We start from the raw sequence: 26450 nt of genomic DNA on the forward strand, positions 1-26450 counted from the left end.
ACAATATTATGAAAACTATCCTTGACCTCCATATCCATTCCAAATATTCACGAGCCTGTAGCCCTCAATTAACGCTTGAGAATATTGATACAACCTGTAGACAAAAAGGCATTGGCATTGTGGCGACCGGAGACTTTACCTACCCAGCTTGGTTTAAATCAATAGAAAATGAGTTGGAAGAAATTATGCATACAGGATTATATAAATTAAAAACACGAAACAATACTGATTTAAAATTCATTCTATCAACTGAGCTATCATTAATTTATAAAGATAACGGAAAGGTCCGACGAGTACATATTATGGTAACAGCTCCAAACCTTCAAGCTGTCAAAAAACTAAATGAATATCTTGATAAGCATTATAATATTCGATCTGACGGGCGACCAATTCTTGGTATGAGTTGTCCAGACTTAGTAAAACTCTGCTTATCAATAGACCCCCATTTTCTAATTTACCCAGCTCATATTTGGACACCATGGTTTGCTATGTTTGGTTCAAAATCTGGCTTTGACTCTGTTGAAGAATGTTTTCATGACCAAACTGATCATATTTATGCTTATGAAACTGGCATATCAAGTGACCCAACCATGAACTGGCGTTTATCACAACTTGACCATCTAACCTTACTTTCAAACTCTGATGCCCACTCACTGCCAAATCTTGCTCGTGAAGCCAACGTTTTTGATTTAAGTGATCTACCAACCTATCAAGAAATTTATAGCAGTATAAAAAATAGAGATACAAAAAAAATTCTTTACACCATTGAATTTTGGCCCGAGGAAGGTATGTATCATTTTGATGGACATCGAGCCTGTGGAATTAGTTTTACTCCCAAACAGTCACAAGAACATAAGAATCTCTGCCCGGTTTGCGGTAAATCACTTGTTATTGGTGTTCTTAACCGTGTAAATGAAATGGCAGATCGCACTGAAGGCAAAAAACCAAAAAAAGCCATCCCTTTTAAACAAACAGTTGAATTGGATAAAATAATTGGTGAAGCTCTTGGTATAAAAAATAGACAATCCACAAAAATTCAAGAGATATATCACTCAATGCTGACTTCACTGGGAACTGAATTAGATATATTATTAGAAATTCCCTTAAAACAAATAAAAAAATATACAACCAGCGAAGTTGCTGAAGGAATCCGCCGTGTTCGTGATGGAGAGTTATTCATTACACCTGGTTTTGATGGGCAATATGGAAAAGTAAAGATTTTTTCTCCGAAAGAAAAGATTTCCAAACAAAAAAGTTATTTTAAGCAATAAAAATAGTGGTTGCTTGGTGAAAAAAAATACGATATAATCACTACTACTATGTTACTTGCCTTAAAACGTTCATTTATTTCAAAGCCTCTCCTTGAATCATTACAAAAATTACCAGAACAAATAAGTTCTGTTATTAAAGATGAAAAAAATTTCGCTTTAAATTTTTCCGCTGGTGATATTGAGACTATAGTTATTAATGGCATGGGCGGATCAAACCTTGGTGGTTATGTTATTCAATCAATTTTCAGGGATCGTTTAAAAATACCTTTGTTAATTGAACCAGGTTATGATGTTCCTGGGTATGTAAACAGCAAAACCCTCTATATAATTTCTTCATATTCTGGTTCCACTGAAGAACCAATAGCCGCCTACAAAATAGCTAAACGTCGCGGGGCAATGATTATTGTTCTTTGCTCAGATAATGATAGCTCACTAAAAAAACTAGCCCTACGAGACAATGTAGCTCATTATTTTTTTGCAACTTCATCTAACCCTTCAAATCAACCACGCTTAGGTTTGGGATATGGGGTCAGTAGTTTATTAATGCTTTTCAAAAAACTAAATTTCCTTTCCATAAAAGACAAAGATCTAGAGATCATTATAAGCCAACTGAAACGAAAAAATTCTATATTATCAAAAAAAGGAAATGAGGCAGAACAATTAGCAAAAAAACTAGTAGGACATGAAGCACTAATAATTGGCGGGCAACTATTTGAAGGAAATTTACGAATAATGCGAAATCAATGGTGCGAAACCGGAAAAAACTTTGCTTCATATCTTGTTGTCCCAGATATGAATCACTTTTCGCTGGAAGGTCTTGGGAAACCAGTTAGTAACAAAAAACGTTTGGTAGCTATAGAAATTCAATCTTCTTTATATGATGCAAAAATTAAAAAACGTCTTGAGTTAACAAAAGAGATTATTAAACGACAAGGCATTAAAGTAGTATCATATTCACCATCAGGGAAAACTCCCTTAGCTCAAAGTTTTGACCTCTTGCAGTTTGGCTCTTGGTTAACGTATTATCTTTCTATACAAAATCACGTAGACCCTCTACCAGTCCCTTGGGTTGACTGGTTTAAAAAACAGCTATTAACTAAATAAAATATATGAAACATTCAGGAGGGGAATGGATCATGATCCGTTCAGTGTTGTATGTGCTTTTGTGCGTAAGCCTCTGGTCTTCGCACTTTTTTATTTCCCTAGCCGAACCTATACTGCCAAGTGACCTGGTAATTAGTCGTATCCAAATCACAGGGGGAACAGGAAAAACTGATAATGACTTTATTTCAATCTTTAATAAAACTAATTCAGCGATCGATCTCTTGGGACTTCGCTTAGTTAAACGAACACAATCAGGCACCACTGATACAACAATCAAATCGTGGGTAGATCCTTTTCTACTTAACCCTGGGGTTATATACACCTGGGCCAACTCAAATAATGGTTTTGCTATTTCTATTAACGCTGATACATCTTCAACACAAACAATTAGTAGTGATAATGGAATTGCTTTACGCCTTGGTTCTGAAAATACAGGCACTATTATTGATAGTGTTGGCTGGGGTGGAGCCCAAAATATTTTTGTTGAAGCCTTAGCTTTTGCGCAAAACCCAGGTGCTAATGAAATATTAGAACGAATAGACAATCAAGACACAAATAATAATTCTTTAGATTTTAGAATCTTGAATGGGGTTATGCCGCCAATCTGTGGTAATCATATTATTGAAACAGGCGAGCAATGTGATGACGGAAATAGTATTGATGGTGATGGATGTGATTCTTTATGTGCTTTTGAGGCTATTCCTAGTCTATGTGGAAACAATGTTATTGAAAGTGGAGAACAATGTGATGACGGAAATAGTATTACAGGAGATGGCTGCTCTGCAACTTGTCAAACTGAAATTTCAACAACAGGCGAAGTATATATTAATGAATTTATTGCTGACCCGGTGTCGGGTAGTAATGAATGGATTGAGTTATATACTCCCTCTTCAACTGCTATAAATATTACAGACTGGAGCATTGAAGATGGCGGTGGTAGCAAGACAAGATTAACTGGAAATATTGGTGGAAGTAATAGATTTTTAATTATCGAAAAACCAACAGGTAGTCTTAATAATGCTGGAGATACAATAATTCTTCGTAATAAATCTGGAACAATTATTGATCAAATTTCATACGGTGATTGGGAGGATGGGAATGTTAATGATAATGCTCCCACTGGTGAAGACCCAATGAGTGTGGCTAGACATATAGATGGCCAAACAACTCACAATGACTCGTTAGATTTTGCTATTACAACTTCGCCAACTAAAGGCCTAACAAATATTATTACAGCTCCAATTAATGAAGAGGAAATAGATAATGAACTTTATGATTTTACTAAGACTATAACTAATTCAGAAATTTTTTCTGACCCCCTTGGCATTGATGCTGAGGCTACCCAAGGAGAATATATTGAATTATATAACTTTGGTGATACTCCAGTTAACGTAAAAGGTTGGTATATAGAAATTGATGATGGGGAATATATATATGATTTTAAGGACTCAACAATCATAGACAGTAAAAAATATTTGATTATTCCGGGACCAAACTTTTTTAAGCTAAATAATGATGGTGGAAAAATTAAATTATTTCAGCCAACAAAATCAAGCGCCCTTCAAACAGTTAATTATAAAAATGGGACTGAAGGACAAAGTTATAGTTTAATAAACGAAAATAGTGTTACTAGTAAAAACTGGAAATGGACAAATCTTCCGACACCTCAAAAACCTAATGTTCATGTTGCGCCTCCACAAGCATTATTTAGTGCTCCGGCCACTGCTCTAGTGTCTACGCAAATACAATTTGATAGCTCTGATAGTAACACAGGCGGAATTCAAACCACCTATTCTTGGAATTTTGGTGATAACACAATGAGCCTACTATCAAATCCCCAACACTTATATAAAGTTACAGGTACTTTCACTGTTGTATTAACCTTAACTAATCAATATGGCTCTTCCACCTTATCCAAAAAAATAAAGATTACTAATAAAGCCGAAAAATTGGATGATTCAAATGTTGTCATAGCTTTAATGACCTCATCTGAAGTTGAGACCACTTCTGTAAGCGATAGAATTATTCTTAGTGAAATATTTCCTAATCCTCAAGGCAAAGATGAAGGTCAAGAGTGGATTGAAGTTATGAATAATGGAACAGAAATTATTAATCTCAAAAATTGGCGTGTTGCAAGTAAAACCAAAAAGGGGCCACTTATTAATGAAGATATAATTCTAGAACCAGGAGGAATTTCAATAATACCTGGCAGATTTTTGCCAATATTAGGGAATAATCAAGAAACTCTACAGCTCCTTAATACTAATGGAAAAATCATTGATCGTGTTTCTTATGAGTCTGCTCCCGAAGCGCAAAGCTATTCCTTAGTCAATGGAAAATGGCAATGGGTAAAAATATTTTCACCTGGAAAAATAAATACTCTAAACATAGAGCAAGCAACAAAAAATTTAGCTGGCGTAACCGTTAATCCAAATGATCCATCAAAAACAATTTTAACCGGAGTAATCGTGACGCTTCCGGGAATGTTTAGCACTCAATATTTTCATGTCAAACCTAGTAACTCTGAAGTATTATATCAAATCTATAGTTCAAAAAAATTATTTCCTGAATTAAAAATAGGACAGCAAATTACTATTAATGGAGAAATTAGTACAATTGATACTGGACAACGTTTAAAAATTACTACCGCTAAAGACATACAAATTATTGGTGAATCATCTATAACTGAACCTATGATAAGCAACTCACAAGAAATTACCAAACTTCCTCATCCACGTTTTGTACGCATTGAAGGAGAGATAACGAGCAAAAAAAGTCCTCGATTAATTATTACTGACACCACAGGAGATATTGAAGTTTATCTAGCCAAAGGCACTGGCCTTTCAATTTCTCGCTTTGCAGTCGGCGACAAAGTAATCATCACAGGTATTACTGAAATGTCTAATTCCACTCTCAAAGTTATGCCACGATCTGAGGCTGACATTACATTTCTTAATGATAGCTCAGGACCAGAAAATACGACGTCTTTAGATAAAATATCCGATAAGCTAAATACAAGTCAACGAGATAACAAAAGAAGTTTATTTATATATTTAATTATTGGTGGTATGGGCTTAGCAGGTTTAGCAGGATTCATATTTTGGAAATACGGGACAAAAAAATAAATTTTTAAATTATTTTCTGGTTTAAATAAATACACTGACCTTAATCATAAATAGCGCGTCAATCAAATAATATTTTAAAAAGAAGAAAACAAAAACTCCCCAGTCAAATGACTGAGGAGTTTTTTAGGTTTAATGACAAAGTCCTGGCGGCGACCTACTTTCCCAGGGCTTGGGCGGCCCAAGTATCATCGGCGCTGAAAGGCTTAACTTCTGTGTTCGGGATGAGAACAGGTGTGACCCTTTCGCAAGAACCACCAAGACTGTGCCATCAAACTAACAGAACAGTTAACGGAATATAGAATGATTTATCTGTCCATAGCTCAGAAAGAGCGTAGGAGGATAAACTAGCTCACAGCTTGCGCAGGAACTAGTTTAAAAACAAAAAAGTGGGAAAATCTGATGGTTTATTAGTACTCCTTGGCTTAACCCATTGCTGGGCTTACACCTAGAGCCTATCAAGGTCATATTCTCTGACCAACCTATGAAATCTAATCTTGAAGACAGCTTCACGCTTAGATGCTTTCAGCGTTTATCTTAACCGAAGGTAGCTACCCAGCAATGCCCTTGGTAGGACAACTGGCACACTAGAGCTTCGTTCTTCCCGGTCCTCTCGTACTAGGGAAGAGCCTTCTCAAATTTCCGCGACCATAGTGGAGAGGAGACCGACCTGTCTTACGCATGCTCTCTCACTTATTACTAAGTGCATTGGACTATACCATCATCCTACAACGCTTGTAGGAGGCCGACGTTTTAGCGTTATTTTCAACGCTCTGTTTCTTTCGAAACAAGTCTCTAAGGGGTCAACTTATGTTTGATACGTTTTTTAGAATAATTCAATTCGGCAAACTTATTAACTAAATTCATCAACTTAATAAAGTCAGCTTTATTTTTTACTAAAACTTTATTCTTTAATATTTTTTCTATTAAATTCGCTTGACGATTTTTTAAAATCAAATGCGGTTTAATCTTTTCAATTAAAGCTAAAATTTCTTCTTGTCTACCTATAGTATATTCTAAAATACCATCTTTTCTTTTTCGCAAATAACCACAACCTAACAGACTACAAATTTTCTTAAAATTTGCTTCATCTTTGGCTGATTGAAACAATATAATATATGGAGCTATTTGAAAACCATACCTATAACTACTGTTTGGTTTTAATCTCACATATATACTACCATCGCCATCAATAAATCCTGCTAAATAAGCTATTTGTGATTGCGTTAATTTTAACATAAGTGACTTCCCTCGGTATTATCCTAACATATGACAGGTTAAACTGGAATATGCTTAAGGATTTCACCGATATGAGTCAGCTTTTATACCAATACCAATTACTTGATATTGCCGCCGTAATTCGATGTCTGTTATCACTGGATTCAGAGTGTTTAAGAGCCAAATTAATTTAGCTTCTAAACGGTCTGAACCCAGCTCGCGTGCCGCTTTAATGGGCGAACAGCCCAACCCTTGGGAGCTTCTCCACCCCCAGGATGCGACGAGCCGACATCGAGGTGCCGAACCACGCCGTCGCTGTGGACGCTTGGGCGTGACTAGCCTGTTATCCCCGGAGTAGCTTTTATCCGATGAGCTTCCGCCGTTCTATTTCGTACGGTCGGATCACTAAGTTCTGCTTTCGCAACTGCGCGACTTGCGGGTCTTGCAGTAAAGCTGGCTTATGCCTTTACACTATCTCTCGGGTTTCCATCCCGAGATAGCCAACCTTTGTAAACGCCTCCGTTACCTTTTAGGAGGCATCCGCCCCAGACAAACTACCCACCAGATACTGTCCTCTATCCGGATTCACGGATCAAAGTAAGAATTAAGAATATATCAGGGTGGTATCTCACTGGTGCCGAAGCTCCCACCTATTCTGAACAGATATATCCCTAACCCAATATCAAGCTATAGTAAAGCTTCACGGGGTCTTTTCGTCCAACTATGGTTAACCAGCATCTTTACTGGTCTTGTAATTTCGCCGAGTCCCTCGTTGAGACAGTTTCCAAGTTGTTATGCCATTCGTGCAGGTCGGAACTTCATTATTAGCATCATATTACTATGATGATTAGACTATACTTTCATCTTGTTATCATCTTTAGGAGATCAGTTCGACGATACTTTTTATTACCATCGATATTTAATTTTTCACTTAACATAAGTATTTCCTCTAAGCCTACTTTAGAAAGATGATGATTTGAATATATTAATTCACAAATTTTTGCAAATCTTTCAAATTCATCTTTTTTAGCAGTCATTAAGGGATACTTCTTAAAATGAGGAATAATTATTTTTACTAATTCAGTAATATTCCTAACTTCATACTTATAGTTTTGATCTTTATTGGAGAATCTTACACCTCCACAACGAAAAAATCGTTGGAGGAAAAAGATAATATCTTGACTGCGCTTATGTTGACTAACAGAAAAGCTTGGTCTTACTTCTATACCTAATTTCATTTTACTCCGGAGAGAAAATGAAACTAAGAAACAACCTTCTCCATCTACAAAGCCAGTTATATATGAGTTAATATCCATATATTTTAGTTATTTCTCCGTGGATGACTATTTTTAACAAGAGCTGACGTGTTACTTCTTTACAGAAGTCTCATCTTTCGATTCAGTCGTTACGGGTCCCACTATTACATGGGTTCCCACGGTATTGTCCTCTTTTACAAGTAGGAGTTTCACCGTTATGAGTCAGTTTACTTGAACGCATTACTGCGTTTTCGGGCAAGTTATGTCTCTGTAAAAACAGAGTCCGACATGTTTACCCGACAAGGAATTTCGCTTGAGTTGTTACCATAATATATATATTATGGCGTCCTGATTATTTCAGAACCTGTATATCGCTATACAGTCCGGACTATATCTTTCCGTCTTAAGACGGATTTGGCATGTAGTCTCTGAGGATTCTAATTATACTATCTCGTGATTTTCTTCGATTCATTGTTGCGGCAATTTCTGCTATTTTTATTACTCCCGCTCTTGTTAAATGCTCACCTTGATTAATTATTTCTAAACATTTCACAAACTTTAAAAAATCTAAATTTTTTGAAGTTCGTAATTTATTTTCCATAAAAAAAGGAATTATCACATTTATTAAATCGATTCTTTTTCTTACCACATATTTCCATAAGTTTTCTGTATGATTGTCATGACGTTTATTAAGATATAATTTGCCTACTTGAAAAAAATTTTGTAATTCTTCTAAAGCAGATTTACTCTTTTCGCCCTGAGTCACTGAAAACTCATGAAAAACTTGATAACCAGTTGCATAGCCTCGTCTGATTCTATTCTGTTCTTCTCTATCTTGTTGCATAAAAATGCCAATAGAAAAACATCCTTCACCATCAACGAATCCAACTATCCAACCAATTAACATTAGTCTTCTTAGTCTTTCCTGCTGATTGTCTGCACGAGATACATTTTCACTTTTTATCATAAAAAAACTTTAAATTTTTATTATAAGAAGTAGTACTCGATACTACAGGTTTTTAACCACAGATTTTCCAGCATATAGCCAAATTTTAGGGACAACTATTTACATAGTTAGGCAGCATATTCAATCTACAACAGTCCTAGTCCTTCTGCTGCTTAATTTCTTAGGCAACAGAACCTTAGGACCGTTATAGTTACGGCCGGCGTTCATCCGCGCTTCAATTCAAAGCTTCTCTTCCCGAAGGAAAATGACCTCTCCTCTTAACGTTCGGACACTGGCCAGGCATCACCCCCTATACATCCTCTTGCGAGTTAGCAGGGAGCTGTGTTTTTGCTAAACAGTCACTTGGAATCTTTCGCTGCGGCCCGGATTGCTCCGGGCAGGTCTTATTGCTAACTTACGACCGCTGTTTTGCCGAGTTCCTTAACGAGGGTTCTCTCGTACACCTGAGGCTCCTCGCCTCATCTACCTGTGTCGGTTTGCGGTACGGTTACTGTAACCTTAGCCCTAGAGGTTTTTCTTGAAAATTTCTCCGCTCAAATTGATTCCACCCGAAGGCTTCATCTCCCGCCGACTGCTTAGACTAGTGATCCGGATTTGCCTAGATCAGTCCTTATAGCAAGCGACGTTCATACCATAGAAACGCTTGAACCTCAAAACTTTGTCCCCCCATCGGAAAATTACAGTAGTGCTGGAATATTAACCAGCTCATCCATCGACTACGCTGCCACTACAGCAGCCTCGCCTTAGGACCGACTCACCCTGGGTCGATTTGCGTTGCCCAGGAACCCTTAGATTTTCGGTGGGCAGGGTTTTCACCTGCCTTTTTGCTACTTATGCCAACATTCTCTCTTCTAATCCCTCCACCACGACTCACATCGTGACTTCAGCGGTATTAGAATGCTCCTCTACCAATCATCACTTGCGTGATGAGTTCGCATCTTCGGTAATAAACTTAGCCCCGGTACATTTTCGGCGCGAGACGACTAGACTAGTGAGCTATTACGCTATCTTTAAAGGATGGCTGCTTCTAAGCCAACCTCCTAGTTGTCGCAGTCACGACACCACCTTTTACACTTAGTTTATATTTAGGGACCTTAGATGGCGATCTGGGCTGTTTCCCTTTAGACTAATGGACCTTAGCGCCCATAGTCTGACTCCCGAGCTACACGCATAGGTATTCGGAGTTTGGTTGAAAACGGTACCTTGCGGCCCGTTTCCATTCAGTGCTCTACCCCCTATGTTAAGCGCTCGAGGCTAGCCCTAAAGCTATTTCGAGGAGAACCAGCTATTGCCGAGTTCGATTGGAATTTCTCCGCTAACCACAACTCATCCCAGAGTGTTGCACGACTCACGGGTTCGGTCCTCCCCTTGACTTTCGTCAAGGTTCAACCTGGCCATGGTTAGATCACCCGGCTTCGGGTCTTGTGCATGCGACCTTCTTACATATTAGAAAGACAACAAGCTGTTGCTTACGCAACAGAAGTTTATAAAGTAAAAAGTTATAAGGTTATAAAGTATGCATTAAAAATACAACTTTATAACTTTATGAACTTTATAACTTTTAACTAACTTGTTATCGTTTCTAATAAGTAAGAGTACGGGCTATTAACCCTCGCTTTCACTGTGACTTCTTCGCTTTAAGCGAATTAATCAAGCCGCATACAACAAACTCGTTGGCTCATTCTTCAATAGGCACGCCGTCACGCACTCCGCTTACGCGGCGCGAGTTTAAAAAGTTAAAAAGTTAAAAGTTTATAAAGTTTTTTTAAAAAATTTACTTTACAACTTTATAACATTATTACTTTTAACTCGTGATTCGCGAAAGCGAAGCACGCTCCGACTGCTTGTAAGTATATGGTTTCAGATACTATTTCATCTCCCTTACCGGGATGCTTTTCACCTTTCCCTCACGGTACTAGTTCACTATCGATCTCAAGAAGTATTTAGCCTTGGGTCATAGTCGACCCGGATTCTCACGAGATTTCACGAGTCTCGCAATACTTAAGAATATGTCATCATAACGCAGAAATTATTTTCGCTTACCGGGCTATCACCGTCTCTGGCCGAGCTTTCCAGCTCAATTCAACTAATAAAATCTGTCGTTACCTTACCGCATTAGGTAGTAAGCACGACCATCTTGCTACACCGCTAAAACATATGGACCTAATTCCTTCAGCATACGCGTCTCACAAAAGTGAAAAACATATACGTGGTTTTAATGGTTTGGGCTGCTCCCCTTTCGCTCGCCACTACTCGGGGAATCGCAATCTCTTATCAACATCGGTGAAAGGTCACCAATCTTGATAAAAGATCAAATTGTTCTCTTTTCCTCCGGCTACTAAGATGTTTCAGTTCACCGGGTTATCGTCTCACTCGCCTATGTGTTCAGCGAGCGGACATCCTGTCTTCAACAGGATAGGTTTCCCCATTCGGAAATCCTCGGGTCAAAGGTTGCTTGCCACCTTACCGAGGCTTATCGCAGGCTGCTACGTCCTTCATCGTCTTCTTGAGTCAAGGCATCCACCATACACCCTTACGAGATTTTCCCACACCTTTATTTTCAAAAAGTGCAAGAAATCTTTTTTATTTTCTTACTTATACTTACTTAGACTCTTAAAATTACAATATTTAATTATTTGAGTAATCAATTCTATATTCCGTTGTTAACGTTCTGGTGCTCCGATAAACTAGTTCTGCGGAGCTGAGGAATCACAAATTAATGATCCTTCAGCTTGGCACAACAATTAAATTTTCTCTTTAAGGACTAAAAAAACCGCTTTCTAGCGGCTAATTACACAAAAAAGCAGTGAAGGGATTAGCCACGTTTTATTTGATAACTATATAAGTATTTCTTCATAGATGGTTTCCTTATTATACAGGATTACGAAAGCCTGTCAAGAGATCTGACAGAGTGGGTGTCAGTTATATAGATAGAGCTAATATTAGCGAGAAAAATATCGTTCAAACTCACTTTCTGTTTCTTTATTTGATGAGCTTTTTTCAGACTTTTTTTCCTTTGGGGATGAAGTGGGGACAACCTCTTCGTCATCCAAGCCATTTTCATCAACTTCTTCGGTCATAAATTCTGGCACTTCACTTTCATTATTTGAATCATTCTGTTGATCATTATCATCAGAATCATCATTTTTTTCCTCATCATTCTCTTCTTCAATCTCATCATCAGATTCTTCAGACAACAAAGTATCATCATCACCTAAATAATTATCAGGAGCTTCTGCTGTTGCTTGATTATGCAAACGGGCACCAGCGACACCATCTTGAATCATGGCTTCATATTGTTCTTTAGTCACCATAATCTCTCTGGCCTTTGCACCATTTGATGGACCAATAATTCCTGACTCTTCAAGAATATCCAAAAGTCTGGCTGCGCGAGCATAGCCAATTGAAAGTCGGCGTTGTAAAAATGAAGCAGAAGCTTTTCCAGAATTAATAATTAATTCTTTAGCTTCTTGGAATAACTCATCGTCATCATCTGTTCCACCATCAATTCCAACTCCGGCAACACCCCGAACTTTTTGTCGTTCAACAATTTCTGTAATATAATTTGGCGAACCACTTTTTTCTTTTATATACGAAACCACACGCTTAATTTCTTGATCAGTAATCAAGGCACCTTGAATACGTTTTGGTTTTGTTAAAGCAACACTGGAAAAAAGCATATCTCCTCTACCTAATAATTTTTCAGCTCCCAATGAATCAAGAATAGTTCGTGAATCAATACCAGATGTTACAGAGAAAGCAATTCGAGCCGGCATATTTGCTTTAATTGTTCCAGTAATAACGTTTACACTCGGTCGCTGTGTTGCCAAAATCAAATGAATACCAACGGCTCTCGCCATCTGTGCCAAACGAACAATACCTGCTTCCATTTCTTTTGGTGCCACAACCATTAAATCTGCCAACTCATCAATAATAAAAATAATGTAAGGCATCTTTTCTTTATTAGACTGGTTGTAACCTTCAATATCTCGTTTATGAACTTGTGATAAGGTTTCAAAACGTCGATCCATTTCATTCAAGCACCATTTCAAGGCATTAATAGTTTTTGAAACTTCAGTAATAACTGGCGTTAATAAATGAGGCAAACCATTATAAACAGTTAACTCAACCCGCTTTGGATCAACCATAATAAACTTTAAATCATCAGGATTATTTTGATATAACAAACTAACAATCAATGTATTTAACATGACTGATTTTCCAGAACCAGTTGCACCAGCAACAAGTAAGTGAGGCATTTTATTTATACTATCTAACCATACTTTGCCCGCCACATCTTTACCCAAGGCAATCATTAAATTGTTATTCCGTCGTTTAAAATCTTCTGACTCCAAAACTTCACGAAGATTAACAATCGCCACAGTACGATTTGGTACTTCAATTCCTACCAAAGCCTTCCCGGGAATTGGCGCTTCAATACGAACCGGATGAGCTGCTAAAGCCATTGATAAATCATTATTTAATCCGGTAATACGAGAAAGTTTAATTCCCTCAGCTGGTTTCAATGTATATTGCGTAACCGTTGGCCCAACACTGACATCACCCATCTCAACAGGAATATTAAACTTTTCAAGAGTTGTTTTTATAATCTCAATATTACTTTTTATATCTCCTGACGTTGGTTTTGAAGGACGACTATTTAAGAGATCAAAAGGAATATCAATCTTTATATTAGTTGGCTTCCAACTCATTTTATCATCTTCACCCTTTGCCCTTCCTACATTTTTTAATTGCCTAGATTCATCTTTGATACTACGTAGATTAAAACTATCATCAATCTCGCCTTCAACCGTTGCTCCACTAGACAAAGCTTCTCCTTGTTCAGCCTTTTCATCATACTCACGAGCTAAAGCGCTATCTTTTTTACCGCTAAAAATTGACGAAAAGGGACGCGCCAATAATCGTGCTGGCATTGCACCACTTCGAAAAAGTGTGGCTAGGTTAGTATTAAACATTAACATCAAGCCAATAATTAATAACCCAAGAACCACAACAATTCCAGCCCAAAAACCAAACAGCTTAATAACAATTACAGCCAATGACCAGCCAATATGTCCGCCACCTTTTCCAAGTTCTAGAGCTTGATTCCAATTTTCAACATCAACAAATAATTGCAACATTCCCTGGAAGGACCAAAGAAATAAGAATATTCCAAAGTAACGTAATCCACCGTTACGACTGCCTCTTGTTTGATACAATTCCCAACCAGTTACTAGCAACAAAACAGGGATCAACCAATTTCCCCAACCAGAGAGCCAATCCATAGCCTTGCTCAAGTATGCACCCAAACTACCGGCCAAACCAAATATACTCAAAAAACAAATAATTCCCAGACTTAAAAAAAAGACTGCCCAGATACTTTGTTTTATATCAGCGCTCAAACTAAGACGAGGAATAGAAATATAATCTAAAGGATTTTTTTGTTTTCGGCGACGACCCATATATTCTTAATAATATCAAAAATCAAGGACTCTGCACTAATTAATTTAGTATATCACAGCTTTAGTTACAAAAGAATGCATAAAATAATTCTCTAAATTATCAAATTACCAACAAAAAAAACCGACGTTAATCGGATTTTTCTTTGTAGAAAATGTTTACTTAGCAACTTCCGTTTTTTCAGGCTCTTCAACAGCTGAGTTAATCATTTTATCAGAGGTTTCCGTTGGTAGATTTGTTCTAGAAACGTTGGTTTGATTTTGATGTAGGGTTGAAAGAGGCGTATGTTTTTTTAAAAATTCTTTCAGTTTTTCTCTTATTTCAACTCTCAAGGATTCATTTTTAGAAGTTGGTTGTTCAAAAGATGGTTTTTCTATAGACATAAATCTTTAGGCATTAAGAAAAGTTTTAATTAGAAAATAGAAAAATTTGATGGTTATTTTCTATGAATTAATAAACCATAGCATATTTAACTGATTTTTGCAAGTCAAGATTTCAAAACTACTCAAAAAAAAGAATCGTCTGTTTTTCGGACGATTCAGTTAGTAAGAAAAACATAAAACTTAGATTTGCTCTGACAGCCTATAAACTGTCATGTTTTCAAGAAAAAAGTTGCTTTCTCAATCTTCTTGAAAAAATTTCCTTGAAGAATATTTAGCAAATACAAAACTCCGACCTCAGAAAAATGAAGATCTTCCATTAGTCTGGTTTCTCCACTAATCTTAAGTATGTCAGAACTTTCTTGAGTCTCTTGGGCAAAAAGTAAGCTTTTAAATTTCTTATTTATATCAAGCAATGATGCATTATATATGCATTTAATCACTGATATAACTACATCAAGATTACTATGTGAACGAAGTTCTAAGTATCCAAGAACTCTAAAATATACTGGGATATAAAGTTCTTTTTGCTCCATTTTCCCCTCCTTTCCATTTTAGTTACATTTTTTTAATTATTTACCTACATTAAACAATATAGCCTCAAAAAAGTCAATTTTCGACTGTTGTCAGTAATTATGGTATAATTGACTTACAAAGGTCGAGGTTACGTTCTTATTACTATATATTTTGATTTTATGAAAAATCTTCATAGTATTACGTTTCTTCTCGTTATTATCGGTGGACTAAACTGGCTACTTGTTGGTCTTTTTAGTTGGGATGTTGGGCAGCTTTTTGGCGGTATGGACAATATGATTTCCCGCCTTATCTATATTCTAGTTGGTATTTCTGCGATTGTAGAAATAGCTCAACACAAAGCCAATTGCAAAGTGTGCGGAGACAAATCATCTCGTCCTGCTGCTTAATATTTAGTTACAGAAAATCAACCCGAAGTTTAGTGAAAAGTTATAATGTTAAAAAGTTCATAAAGTAATTCAAATAATGAATTCTACTTTTAACTTTATAACCTTTAACTTTATCACTGACTTCGGGTTGTTTTTTTATCTCTTTAAAAACTCAATAATGATGTTCATTCTTTTCTACAAAGTCCCACACCCATTTGGCAACATTATTCGATGGACCTTCAATTGGATCATGATGTAGATTAATAAATGGCACGCCATTACTTTCTATAATTCCCCATTTTTGTGTATGAGGTGATTGATCAATCTTTTCAATAATAAAATCAAAACCAATCATCGGATCACCAATAACTTCCGCAGCTACTTCAAGAATTTTAATAATTTCAGGATGAGTAATATGTGTATCTTCGGCACTATTACCACCATATGAAACACCAATCTTTTCTGATAAATCAATCGTCACACCGGCTGGTAAAATATCATCAAGACTTCGATTATTTCTGGCTAAAAAAATTCCCATCTCCGGCTTAATAATTACATTATGAATTTCTGGATGCTTATGTTGATTTTTTATATCAATTAATTCAAGAATTGTGTGTTCGCCATCACCGGTAACACGCGGCGGATCTCCGCGTAGATTTCCGGTAAACTTTCCGTCAATCATTGTGCCTCGGTACACACTACCAATTAAATGCTCTTCCATGACCACCCAATAACAAAGCTGTTTGGCAATTCTAAAAGCCTCTTTTAATTGTTTTTCATTATAAATAAAAGTAGTTGTGTGCCGACCACGTGAACCTAAACGCGGTTTAATTATTACTGGTTTTTCTAAACTCTGAAAAGCCTTTTTTAATTTTCTATAAGAGGAAAAACTTCCGCCCTTAGGCACAGGAATACCTGCCTCTTGTAACTTTCTTTTAACCAAGGCCTTATCATCCATCCACCATTCACCAGTCCCGGGCATATATTCGGGTCGTGGCAATCCTGAAAAATATATCCAGCGATCATTAATCTTGGCCCTATATGAATCATTTTCTTTACCAAAAATTTTCACACTTTGCATTGTAATTCCACGACGTTTAGCTTCTAACCAGAGCACCTCAGCACGTGAACTTGTTTTATCAGACAAGTCGTCAGCATACGTAATTAAATTTAGTTTTTCAAACAAATATACTAGGGGAGAAAATATAACACTAACATATTTAAAAAAAGATTTACCAACTTTTCCCCCAAATAAAAATTGATTCAGAGGTAACATAACAACTGAAACGGACTCATTAATCCAATTAACAAAATGAGGGGTTGGATTATTACCACAATATGCACATTTAGACATACATTAATTCAAAAATTAAAAATTAAAAACTTAAAAACTAAGAAATTTGAAAATTAAAAACCAGGGAAGTAATCTTTTTTTATATTACTTTTCTTTACGCCCACTGATGCCAATAAATTTTCATACCTTTCAACCATGGCATTTGGACCTGATAAATAACATACACGTTCGCAATAATCAGGAACATTTTCTTGCAACAGTTTTTCATCAATAAAACCAGATTGCCCCTGCCAATCAGTTGGAATATTATCTTTTTCTGTAATAATATAGACAACTTTTATACCAAGCTGTTTTTCTGCTTCTGCAAAAATATCCTGGTAAACAAAACTATCAATTGACCGAGAAGCATACAATAAAACTATATCTCTTGATTCATGATGGTCAAGTACGTATTTTATCATACTACGAAACGGAGTGATACCAATCCCGCCGGCAATAAATAAAAGTTTTGTGCTTGTATTATTCGGCAATGTGAATTCTCCAGTTAACTGTGAAGCCCAAATCTCATCTCCAGGCTTCATATTTACAAGCTCTTGCTTAAAACGGCTTCCCTTAGAAAATACTCGAACACCTAACCGAACATCTTCTTCAGTTGGCGATGAAGCTATTGTAAAATAACGTCGATTACCGCGATTTTCTAGAAAGAGTCTTGGCAATGTCCATTCAAAATATTGGCCTGCTTTAAACAAAACTTTTTTTGGTGCTTTAAAAACAAATTCATATATATCTTGGGATAGTGATTCTTTTGAAAGCAACGACAAACGTAGTTTATTCTTAGGACTAACTACATAAGAAAAAATATTTCCAAGGACTAAAGCTAACTCTGGTGTTGAGTATAAAGGACCCAAACTAAATTGCAGGGAGAATAAACAACCCACTAAGACAGCATACATTATTTGTAATTGTCGTGCGGGTGGAGTAGTCAATGGCTCAGTTAACATTATTGTTCCCAAAAAAATTAATGGCCATGAATAAAAAATTTCTGCTACACCATCCCAAGCCAGATTCCCACCCAATAAACGAGGAACAATTAGTAATATAAAACTTGTTAATACAAAAGTCCCAAATAAAGCAAAACGACGGATTTTCCTTACAACCAACAACCCAAAGATTGAGACAAATAATAATAGTGGCGAACTACTAACCCACCAAATAGCTAAACCAGAACCACTCAAACCTATTATTACTGCAGCAATGGCTGCTGGATTAAAAATATGTTTTTTATTAATTGCCAAAACATACTTTGAGAGCATAGCCAAAGTTCCGGCTGCAATAATCACAACATAATCAGAAAATACAATTGGTGGAACCAAGATTAAAGCTAATATTAAGGCTGTAATACTGGCTGATTCAATATTAACTGGGGCTTTATATAATTTTCCTATACCAAAATTAACCACGTTACAAACTATCAATAATACAATTGAAGAAACCAGAAGCTCAAGAGGGGCAAAAGGTAATAAACCGAGCCAAGATATAATAATAGAAATAACTAACAAAACTCCCAACCCATATATTAATAACCGATACATGGTAATTGAGTTTAGAAAATTATCAATAAATTTCATACAACAATTTTAAAATATTTCGCCTGGAAAATTATCTGAGATTTGAATTGAAAAATCTTGATGCACAATTAGATATTCAAATTGAAATTCTTTTTGAAGAATGGCTGGGTCAGTAAAAAATAAAGCGGTGGTTAACCCATCTGCCAGTAACGTGGTTTGAGCCACGACCCAAATGGCCAAAATATTCTGAGGTGACTCCAAAGTATGAGGATTAATAATGTGATGGAATTTCCCCCACTTTCGACGATTGCCTGCCGAACCACATAAACTTTGATTCAAAATAGTAGCCACGCCAATAACCTTAGTTGGATCAGTTGGATGTTCTAAACCAACTCGTAATGGTAGAGCACTATTATGATAAACCATATCACCACCAGCGTCCACGCAAAAAGAAGAAACTTCTTCTGCGCGAATAATATCAGCTACAATATCAATCAAATAACCTTTCCCAGCAGCCCCAAAGTCCAAAATTACAGGTTGTTTAACTAAAAGCTGTAAACCTTTTCGTTCCAGAACATCCTCCCAAGGCAAGGGAGAAATTATGCTTTTTGCTTCCAAAGAGTAACTTGCATCATAACCAGCATCTGACAATATGTTACCAATTAATGGCGTCACTGATCCCGCAGTCAATCGATATAAATTTTCATACAAGGAAAATAAGGCTTCAGCATCGGAAGGTAATGAATACCTGCCGGCATTTTTTGATATTTCAAAAACCAAGGAATCTTCACGAAAACGTGAATAGTGGCGATCAAAAATATCAATTCTATTTCTAATCTTTTGAAATATTTTTTCTCTTGTAGATACCGAAAGACCATCGGGAAGATCAATCTGCCAAGTTGTCCCGATGGCCTCAAAAATATATGGCTCTGGTGACCAGGCCATATGATATTAAGATTTTGCCTGCGCTTTAATTTTTGCTAATGCATCATTAAAGCCCTTTGGGGTCAAAGAAGACCCAGAAACTTTGGAAAGTTGCACTTCATCAATCTTTTTACCAACTACAAATTGCTTGTAGTCTCCTGCGAAAATTCCTTGAAATTTAACCGATGCTGGACGTTCAGCCTTGGCTTCAAAAGTAACTTCAGTAATAATATCATCTTGCAAAGTTACACTAACACCAACCTGTTCAGTTCCACCTGGTGAAGTATACTCTCCAACTGATGAATAGGTCCCGTTTTTATATGAAGCAGTCATTACTGCTGGCTCTTGAGTAGAAGTAGTTGGTTGCTCATCTAAAGGTATTAAAAACTCATCATCAATGACGGTTTTATTTGTTACAGCAATTTCAGGCTCTGGTGAAACAACAGGCTTGTTCATTGCCATGTAAGCCAAGATGCCAACCGGGATAGCAATTATCACTAACCACATCCAGATTTTACTTGGTTTATTTGAATTGTCTGAATTTATTTGTTCCATAAAATATGTATTAATTTTTATTTAAATATATGGTGTTGTTCACCCAGTATACGAAATAATATTATTTTAAGCAAGCCTATCTGCTAGAGAATTTACTTTCTCTTTTATTTTTTCAAAAATTTCTCTATCTTTTTGAAGCATCCTAGCTTTGCTACGAGCAGTTTGAAAAAATCCTGCTCCAATAACATCAGAAACATTCCAAATTTCAAACTGTGGTGGTATATAACGTAACTTTCTTTGAACAAAATTACTATGCTCCTCCTGCATAAAGATAATTAAATCATTTGCAGCCAAAAGCTCCTTAGTAGTTTTTGTCCAGGTTGGGAAAGTATACTGCCAAAGACCTGCTTCGTCTAAAATTATTTTTGTATACCAACAAATGTCTCCATTAAGATTGTCATCTGCATGAATACCACTTGAGGTAGCCGTGACTCCGGGTATTTGCTTTGAATTCATATATGCCTCCGCCATCCGACTGCGATTAGTATTACCACTACAGACAAAATGAATCTTCATATTTTAAGTTTCTTGTTCTTCTAAGGCTCGTCGCGTTGCAAGCAAGTCAGCTAACAATATTTTTAAGTCTTCTTCCTGTTCTTTTGAAAGTGTTGGATCATAGGTCAAACGAGCAAATTTATTTAAAAATAAGTGGTATAGATCATTAAAATGTGTGGCTAAGGCTTGATTTTTTTCTAAAGGACGATCGCGTAATAATCCTTCATAAAAAAAGACTCCCTCGTTGACCAAGCCGTCAAAAGCCGAGGAGAGTTGATAGGTTCTTGCCTCCATATATAGAATTAATAACCAGCATCAATACTGGCAAATTTATTTTTTCCAATAATTACATGATCAACCAAAGGAATTCCAATAATCTTACCTGATTCTATAATCCTTTTGGTGATCTCAATATCAGCCGCACTAGCAGTAACAATTCCAGAAGGGTGGTTATGAGCCAAGATCACAGCCACAGCTCCATATTCAATAGCAGGTTTAAATACTTCTCGAGGGTGAATTAAATTGGAGTTTATTGTTCCAATAGAAATAACCTCGTCATGAATTAAACGATGATGTGTATTTACATATAACCCGCGAAGATGCTCTTTGGATAACGTTCGTAAATCTTTTAAGTATTCATATACATCCTTAGCGGTTCTAATAATTACTCTTCCATATTCTCGGCGATCAAAAAATCTTCGTCCCAATTCAGCACAAGCAACAATTTGCAGAGCTTTTATTTCTGGGATCTGTAATTCTTGAGACAATGCTTTGGCATCAGTTTGGCTGGATAAAGTTTTCTCCCCATAATCACGAATCATTCGAGAAGCCATAGACATCACATCTTCCTTCTTAGTGCCAGTAGCCAAAACCACAGCTACCAATTCAGCGACAGTTAAAGCCGAAGGCCCATATTGGAGCAATTTTTCCCGTGGCCTATCTTCTGAAGGCATATCTTGAATACGCAAAATATACTCTTTAAAAGAGGTTGTGGTTTTTTCATCCAAAATTAAGTCTTGGTTTGTCAGCGTATATGATGTTCGCATATAGTTGAGTATAGCACGTTAATATATTAGGTAAAGTTATTGACAGAGTAAATTTTTTATATCATAAAAAGTCAATTTCTTTAACAAATTTTGGTGATCTGGTATTCCCTTAAAATTATCAAAATTTATTTATTTTTTATATTCTAAATACAAAAAACTACTTATTTTTACTAAATTAATAACTACTAAACTTGCTAATAACCAATAATCAAGCTGATGATTAAAAAGCTGGTATAAGATACCGAGAGAAATAACAATAGTTCCAGCAAGTAAGGCACCTCGATTAGCAATGTAACGGTGATGACTTTCACGTTCATCTGTTTGCTTGCCCTCTCCAACTAAAGAAAGTGTAATAACATAAAATACCAATAGAAAGCAGGAAATAATCATCATTGGCATAGTCATAGTATTTAGATTCTGATACCACAGAAAAACAAAAAACAAAACTATAAATAATAACAAGGCAAAATAATAACGAATAATTTTCATAATATTAAGCTAAAAAAAATAATTTTTCTATACTAACTTTAAAAAAATTTGCTAGTTGCATAGCTAGTAGTAAAGACGGGGTATAATTCCCTTTTTCAATAGCAATAATTGTCTGGCGAGAAACCTTAACTGCCAAAGCTAAATCCTCTTGTGTAACATTTTTTTCCAAACGCATTTTTTTGATGTTATTTTTCATCATCATACTATCCAAAGGTAAAAGTAAAAGCGGAAAATCCACTACCTTGAATCCTAATTTCAAGACTATGATCTTTGTAATCAGATGAATTAAAAAGATTGTATAATTCGGAATTTCTCACAATAATATCTGGTTGTTTTTGACCATCAACAATGATACTAAGCTTTGATTCTTGATCTGGATTACTCGCAACTAAGAAAACTTTTCCCGCCGAGAAACGTAGTTTTATAGTTCCTTGATCTCCGATTAATATAATTTTTTCTGAATCAAATTCCCATTTCCCTTCAAGAGCGAAATTATTCATTCGTAAATCTTTAGGTAAGGTGTAATCCAAAGGAGCTACTGAGGGAATTTGTTCTGGAGACAGATTAGCTAATCGATCAGTGCCAAAATATATTTCAGGAGTACTAATACTACCAACCAGATTCTTTTCTTCAAGATTGTTTGATATTTTTTCTAAGCCTAACAATTGGCGGATAGCATTTTCTGTTTCCATGTAACTGCCCTCTCCAAAATGTGTGTAGACTATTGTTCCGTTCTGATCTATAAGGTATTTGGCTGGCCAATATCTATTTGTATAGGCATTCCATGTCGCATAATCATTATCTTGGGCAACTGGATAATCAATACCATATTGTTTTAAAGCTCGTTCAACATTAGTAGATAACTTTTCAAAAGGAAATTCTGGTGTATGCACGCCAACAATAATCAAGCCTTTATCTTTATAAGTTTCATATAATTCTGTGATATATGGAAATGTACGAATACAATTAATACAACTATACGTCCAAAAATCTACCAATACTACTTTACCTTTTAATTGGGAAACAGTAAGAGGTTCTGAGTTTAACCAATTATCAATTCCAACAAACTCCGGAGCTTGTCCATAATTTTTAAAATCTATTGAAGATGCAAATGATGGCATCTTATCTTTTATTCCTTCTGACATTTCTGAAGTTTTATTTTTATCAAAAAAATCTAGAATTTTTGCTTGCAAAAACATATCATATTGAAAATATACTGCAATTGCTAGCAAAATAATTATCAATCCAAATAATTTTTGTAAGGATTTGGCATATTTAGCGATACTTTTCACTTTGGTAGTTAAAGCTTGGCCACCATAGGCAATAATAAGCATAGGAATCCCCGCACCTATGGCATAAGCTACCAGTAGAATGCCAGCCCGAGCTAAATCTTTTTGTTGAGAAATAAGAGTCAAGATTGAGCCAAGAATTGGTCCAGCGCAAGGTGCCCAAATAATTCCAATTAACATTCCAAGTAATAACCCACCAAAATTATTTTGTCCAACCTTTGTGCTTGCTTCACCTGCTTTGTTTATCAAGCTAGAAAGACGAATTGTGATTCGTTCAAAAATAGCTGGAACAATCATAAAGAATCCAAACACAAGCAACAAAACTGCAGCTCCATTACGTAAAGTTTGAGGATTTAAGCCAAGATTTTGCACTAAGAGGTTTAAGAACAAGGCCAAAGTAGCAAACGTTATAATAAAACCAAGAGTAATAAATAAAGGTCTGGCTCGACTTCGTTGACCAACTGAAGCTCCTAGCAAAATCGGTAAAGGCAATAAAATACAGGGTGCGGCAATAGTCAAAATTCCGGCAACAAAAGCTAAAAATAATTCAATCATATTATTTTAAATTGCTTTTCAAAGTATCAATATCTCCGCCTGTCCATTTTGAGATACCATTGCCATCGGTATCAATTTGTACAAATGTATGTTGGTAAGTTACTGCATATTTCTTCTTTAGATCTGAATTACTATCATAATCGGTTTTTAGCACTGTTACGCCTGAAGGGATTTCTGAAGTTCTATTATTAAAAGCTTGATCTGCAGATCGACAAAATGGGCACCAAGGAGCATAAAAAAATAATACAACCTTATTTCCCTTGGCTTGCTCTTCGGCCACTGTTGATTCGGAGTAATTTCCATACATTCCGGAAATATCTTTTTCCATAGAACCTTCTGAAGACTCATTTTCTATCATTTTCTTATTCTCAACTTCATTAGTGTTTAAATTATCAACCATCATTTTTTTATCACTTACTATTTCATTACTATTAGAACTGTTATTCTCCGACATAACTTTCTCTTGAGTACTTTCATTTAGAGAAGCTTTCTGACTTTGAACACTGAATATCCATATTAATACACCTATGGAAATAATAAGCACACCAGCAAACAAAAATTTATTTTTCATACATTTTTTTATTAATTAATAATTTCTATAATTAAGTATAATAAGCTCTTATGTTAATGTCAAGTTAACTTTACATTAAATTATATGCCAGCCTGAACAGTAGCCAGCTTTAAACATACTATAAGCTTCTTTAAATCAATTATCATAGGCTAAATATATACCTTTTATAATATAAATAAGTAAACATTGACCAAAATATCAGTTTTTGCTATAATTTTCGTATAAAAATACAAAAAATAAAGTCTCATTTCCTACTCTTTTTGTTATATTTCTTAACATTTTTTGCTGGGCAACAGATTATATTAAGAAGTTAACAATTTTTATTAATCTAATCCCTCCATATATGATTAGCCGTTTAAAACAAACGCGATATGCCATAGGTTTATTTGCGTTAGGTTGTTTAGCTTTACTTGTATTTTCATCAGTTTCTGCAGATACAATACAAAATGTTACAAAAAATGATAAAGGTATAAAAAAAGAAATATTAAACGATACTACACTTGTAGAGTCTGAAAAAAATTCAGAAGAAGTCTCCGATCTTAATGAAAATAAAGATTTAAGTTCTGAATTTACCTGTGGCAATACCATCACTGATCGAGATGGCTATACTTATGAAACTGTTAGTATTGGTTCCGAGTGCTGGATGGCAAATAATCTAAAAACTATTACCAAAGGAAATGGAGAATTATTAACAAATCGTGACGACAATTCACAACGAGATTGTATCAGCTCAACAAGTGATGAACGGGGTACCGAGGCTGATTGCCAAGCCGGAAGAACTTTATATACACTTGAAGCTGCCCTTGATGGTGATACGACCGAAGGAGCACAAGGACTATGTCCAGAAGATTGGCATTTGCCAACTGATTCTGAGCTACATAATTTAGAAATGGCATTATCAAACGATCCTTTAACTTGTGATGACGACCGGATTGGTTCTGGCTGTGCTGACGCTGGAACAGATATGCTAATTGGTGGTAACTCGGGCTTGAATATAGACTATACCGGTTTACGTTATAAAGATGATCGATACAGCAGATTTATCGGTCACAATAGTTTGGTACTTTTATGGAGTTCAACTCAAACCAGTCCAACAACTGCTTATGGACGATATATTGGAGACTGGAATCCAGCAGTAGTTGACCGTGGAATTTGGGGTGAAGGTACGGGAGACAATGTTCAGAGTGCGACTATTCGATGTATAAAAGATCAATCTCCAATTCACGTTTGTGGACAAACACTTCAAGACCGAGATGGGTATACATACTCAACAATCCAAATTGGTGATCAATGCTGGATTAATCAAAATCTGCGAACAAAAACCTACCCAAACGGTACTTGTATTAATGGAAGTGCTTTTCCTTGCACAGATGCTTCAGTAGCAGACAATTTTAAAAATCGATCATGCTATGATAACCTTGAAACTAATTGCGCTACCGATGGTGCTTTATACTCTTGGTATGGAGCTATGAATATTGCTGGTGATTGGGCAAATCCTGGTTTTAGCAAACCTATGCCAAATCCATATACCGTTTGGAATAACCATCAAGGTATTTGTCCAACCGGGTGGCACATTCCAACCCCAGATGATTTTACAACCTTAGCTCGTACAGCTTGCGCAACTGGGACTGGAGATTGCAGTGTTTTTCCATATGGACCAGAAGCAGTTGGAACCTTTGGCACAAACGAAGGAAATAAATTAATCTCTGGTACTATTGGTTTTAATGCAAAATTGTCCGGTATGCGAACTTCAGATTTTATGACTTCAATGCAAAAAGGACAAATTGCTTATCTCTGGGGAGCAGCTTTTAATGGCATTATTTCAAATCAAGCCTATCGTATTAGCTTGATCCAAGCACCCTATAGTACTGGCGTAGAAAGAAAATACACTTATCGTTTTCGTAACTACCCAGTTAGATGTATAAAAAATATATAGTTATTTAGAAAATAGTTGTTAGATAACAGTTTAAGAAAAAAGGCTCTT

General features: G+C 35.9%; 19 protein-coding genes and 2 rRNA genes. 5 read left to right on the plus strand and 16 right to left on the minus strand.

All coding sequences use genetic code 11. The annotated features are described in order from the left end of the window. Positions 1-8: 8 nt before the first annotated feature. From IPN41_04310 to IPN41_04320, 3 genes are read left to right on the plus strand one after another with little or no spacing between them, the layout of a single operon-like run. Positions 9-1271 (plus strand): DNA helicase UvrD, encoded by a 1263-nt coding sequence (locus IPN41_04310; GenBank protein ID QQS60305.1) that lies wholly within the window; start codon positions 9-11, stop codon positions 1269-1271. Positions 1272-1319: 48 nt separating this feature from the next. Continuing rightward, positions 1320-2375 carry an SIS domain-containing protein gene (locus tag IPN41_04315; GenBank protein QQS60306.1) on the plus strand — a complete coding sequence of 352 codons (1056 nt, stop codon included), beginning with the start codon at positions 1320-1322 and terminating at the stop codon, positions 2373-2375. A 5-nt stretch (positions 2376-2380) separates the two neighbouring features. After that, positions 2381-5500 carry a lamin tail domain-containing protein gene (locus tag IPN41_04320; protein QQS60307.1) on the plus strand — a complete coding sequence of 1040 codons (3120 nt, stop codon included), beginning with the start codon at positions 2381-2383 and terminating at the stop codon, positions 5498-5500. A gap of 141 nt (positions 5501-5641) precedes the next feature. Here the strand turns inward: IPN41_04320 and rrf are convergent. The 5 genes from rrf to IPN41_04345 all read right to left on the minus strand — a co-directional run bounded on the left by rrf (position 5642) and on the right by IPN41_04345 (position 15314). Continuing rightward, positions 5642-5759 (minus strand): 5S ribosomal RNA (gene rrf / locus IPN41_04325). Between the two features lie 128 nt (positions 5760-5887). Then, positions 5888-11485 (minus strand): 23S ribosomal RNA (locus tag IPN41_04330). A 395-nt stretch (positions 11486-11880) separates the two neighbouring features. Next, complete coding sequence (locus IPN41_04335) at positions 11881-14400, minus strand: DNA translocase FtsK 4TM domain-containing protein (GenBank protein ID QQS60308.1); 2520 nt, start codon at positions 14398-14400, stop codon at positions 11881-11883. 156 nt (positions 14401-14556) lie between these two features. After that, the gene (locus tag IPN41_04340; GenBank protein QQS60309.1) at positions 14557-14781 is read right to left on the minus strand and encodes a hypothetical protein; all 225 of its coding nucleotides are present in this window, start codon (positions 14779-14781) and stop codon (positions 14557-14559) included. Between the two features lie 209 nt (positions 14782-14990). Further along, positions 14991-15314 (minus strand): hypothetical protein, encoded by a 324-nt coding sequence (locus IPN41_04345; protein ID QQS60310.1) that lies wholly within the window; start codon positions 15312-15314, stop codon positions 14991-14993. Between the two features lie 159 nt (positions 15315-15473). On the opposite strand from IPN41_04345, the gene IPN41_04350 reads away from it, so the two are divergent. Continuing rightward, positions 15474-15701, plus strand: coding sequence for a DUF378 domain-containing protein (locus IPN41_04350; protein QQS60311.1), 228 nt, complete (start codon positions 15474-15476; stop codon positions 15699-15701). 151 nt (positions 15702-15852) lie between these two features. On the opposite strand, the gene IPN41_04355 is transcribed toward IPN41_04350, so the two are convergent. The 11 genes from IPN41_04355 to IPN41_04405 form a co-directional block, all read right to left on the minus strand. After that, positions 15853-17034, minus strand: coding sequence for a hypothetical protein (locus IPN41_04355; GenBank protein ID QQS60312.1), 1182 nt, complete (start codon positions 17032-17034; stop codon positions 15853-15855). A gap of 53 nt (positions 17035-17087) precedes the next feature. Next, a complete protein-coding gene (locus tag IPN41_04360) occupies positions 17088-18602 on the minus strand; it encodes an oxidoreductase (GenBank protein QQS60313.1) in 1515 nt (504 codons plus the stop codon). Positions 18603-18611: 9 nt separating this feature from the next. Further along, positions 18612-19487, minus strand: coding sequence for an FAD:protein FMN transferase (locus IPN41_04365; GenBank protein ID QQS60314.1), 876 nt, complete (start codon positions 19485-19487; stop codon positions 18612-18614). A gap of 6 nt (positions 19488-19493) precedes the next feature. Then, positions 19494-20021: an FMN-binding protein gene (locus IPN41_04370; protein ID QQS60315.1), complete on the minus strand. Its 528-nt coding sequence runs from the start codon at positions 20019-20021 to the stop codon at positions 19494-19496. Positions 20022-20087: 66 nt separating this feature from the next. Continuing rightward, positions 20088-20537, minus strand: coding sequence for a hypothetical protein (locus tag IPN41_04375; protein QQS60316.1), 450 nt, complete (start codon positions 20535-20537; stop codon positions 20088-20090). 3 nt (positions 20538-20540) lie between these two features. Beyond that, complete coding sequence (locus IPN41_04380) at positions 20541-20810, minus strand: hypothetical protein (GenBank protein QQS60317.1); 270 nt, start codon at positions 20808-20810, stop codon at positions 20541-20543. 8 nt (positions 20811-20818) lie between these two features. Next, a complete protein-coding gene (gene radC, locus IPN41_04385) occupies positions 20819-21562 on the minus strand; it encodes a DNA repair protein RadC (GenBank protein QQS60318.1) in 744 nt (247 codons plus the stop codon). Positions 21563-21691: 129 nt separating this feature from the next. Beyond that, complete coding sequence (locus IPN41_04390) at positions 21692-22051, minus strand: hypothetical protein (protein QQS60319.1); 360 nt, start codon at positions 22049-22051, stop codon at positions 21692-21694. 4 nt (positions 22052-22055) lie between these two features. Then, a complete protein-coding gene (locus IPN41_04395) occupies positions 22056-22247 on the minus strand; it encodes a helix-turn-helix transcriptional regulator (GenBank protein QQS60814.1) in 192 nt (63 codons plus the stop codon). 7 nt (positions 22248-22254) lie between these two features. After that, positions 22255-23895, minus strand: a complete 1641-nt coding sequence (locus IPN41_04400; protein QQS60320.1) for a cytochrome c biogenesis protein DipZ — start codon at positions 23893-23895, stop codon at positions 22255-22257. A 1-nt stretch (position 23896) separates the two neighbouring features. Further along, positions 23897-24466, minus strand: a complete 570-nt coding sequence (locus IPN41_04405) for a redoxin domain-containing protein (protein ID QQS60321.1) — start codon at positions 24464-24466, stop codon at positions 23897-23899. Between the two features lie 343 nt (positions 24467-24809). On the opposite strand from IPN41_04405, the gene IPN41_04410 reads away from it, so the two are divergent. Then, positions 24810-26402 (plus strand): hypothetical protein, encoded by a 1593-nt coding sequence (locus IPN41_04410; protein QQS60322.1) that lies wholly within the window; start codon positions 24810-24812, stop codon positions 26400-26402. Positions 26403-26450: the final 48 nt, after the last annotated feature.

The sequence above is a fragment of the Candidatus Falkowbacteria bacterium genome (assembly GCA_016699775.1).
Taxonomy (GTDB): Bacteria; Patescibacteriota; Patescibacteriia; order Patescibacteriales; family Patescibacteriaceae; genus Patescibacterium; species Patescibacterium danicum.